General features: G+C 65.2%; 1 protein-coding gene. It reads left to right on the plus strand.

Translation table 11 applies throughout. From position 1 onward, the window contains the following. A partial coding sequence (locus tag NA10_RS35075; protein ID WP_067574997.1) for an acetate--CoA ligase occupies positions 1-1291 on the plus strand: 1291 nt, incomplete at both ends.

The following is a 1291-nucleotide window of genomic DNA, read 5'->3' on the forward strand; positions in this document are numbered from 1 at the left end:
ATTCGAGTGTCGAGCATGTGCTGGTGGTCAATCGCACCGGGATCGATACGCCCATGGTTCAGGGTCGTGATCTGTGGTGGCATGAGACGGTGGCCGGTGCTTCGCCCGAGCATGCGGCGCAGGCGTTCGATGCCGAGCATCCGCTGTTCATCCTGTACACCTCCGGGACCACCGGCAAGCCCAAGGGGATTCTGCATACCACCGGCGGCTATCTGACCCAGACCTCGTACACCCACCATTACGTGTTCGACCACAAGCCGGGTCGGGACGTGTACTGGTGCACCGCCGATATCGGCTGGGTGACCGGGCATTCGTACATCGTGTACGGGCCACTGTCCAATCGTGCCACGCAGGTCGTGTACGAGGGCACCCCGAATTTCCCTGACGAGCACCGGCATTGGCGGATCATCGAAAAATACGGTGTCTCGATCTATTACACCGCCCCGACGCTGGTGCGCACGTTCATGAAGTGGGGCAAGGAGATTCCCCAGGCCCATGATCTGTCGTCGCTGCGCCTGCTGGGTTCGGTGGGTGAGCCGATCAATCCCGAGGCGTGGCGCTGGTATCGAGAGGTGATCGGGGCGAACAAGACCCCGATCGTGGATACCTGGTGGCAGACCGAGACCGGGTCGATCATGATCTCCCCGCTGCCGGGGGTGAGCGCGGCCAAGCCGGGTGCGGCGATGACTCCGCTGCCGGGGATCTCGGCCACGGTCGTCGATGAGCAGGGCAACCCGGTCGTGCTCGGGGAGACCGAGGCCAACGGCTATCTGGTGCTGGATCAGCCGTGGCCCTCGATGCTGCGCGGGATCTGGGGTGACAACGACCGCTACCGGGAAACCTATTGGGCGCGCTATGGCGAGCGGGGCTGGTACTTCGCCGGTGACGGCGCGAAACTCGACACCGACGGTGATCTGTGGGTGCTGGGCCGGGTCGATGACGTCATGAACGTCTCGGGCCACCGTATCTCCACCGCCGAGGTCGAATCCGCGCTGGTCGGGCACTCCGGTGTCGCCGAGGCCGCGGTGGTCGGGGCGTCCGATGAGACCACCGGTCAGGGTATCGTCGCCTTCGTCATCCTTACCGCCGAGGCCAAGGACACCGGCGCGGATCTGGTGTCCGAGCTCAGGGCCGAGGTCTCCCGGGAGATCTCCCCCATCGCCCGCCCGCGCGAGATCCACGTCGTTCCCGAACTCCCCAAGACCCGTTCGGGCAAGATCATGCGCCGCCTGCTGCGCGATGTGGCCGAGGGCCGCGAACTGGGTGACACCTCAACCCTGGTCGACCCCAA

It is taken from the genome of Nocardia acidivorans NBRC 108247 (assembly GCF_001625085.1).
Lineage (GTDB): Bacteria > Actinomycetota > Actinomycetes > Mycobacteriales > Mycobacteriaceae > Nocardia > Nocardia acidivorans.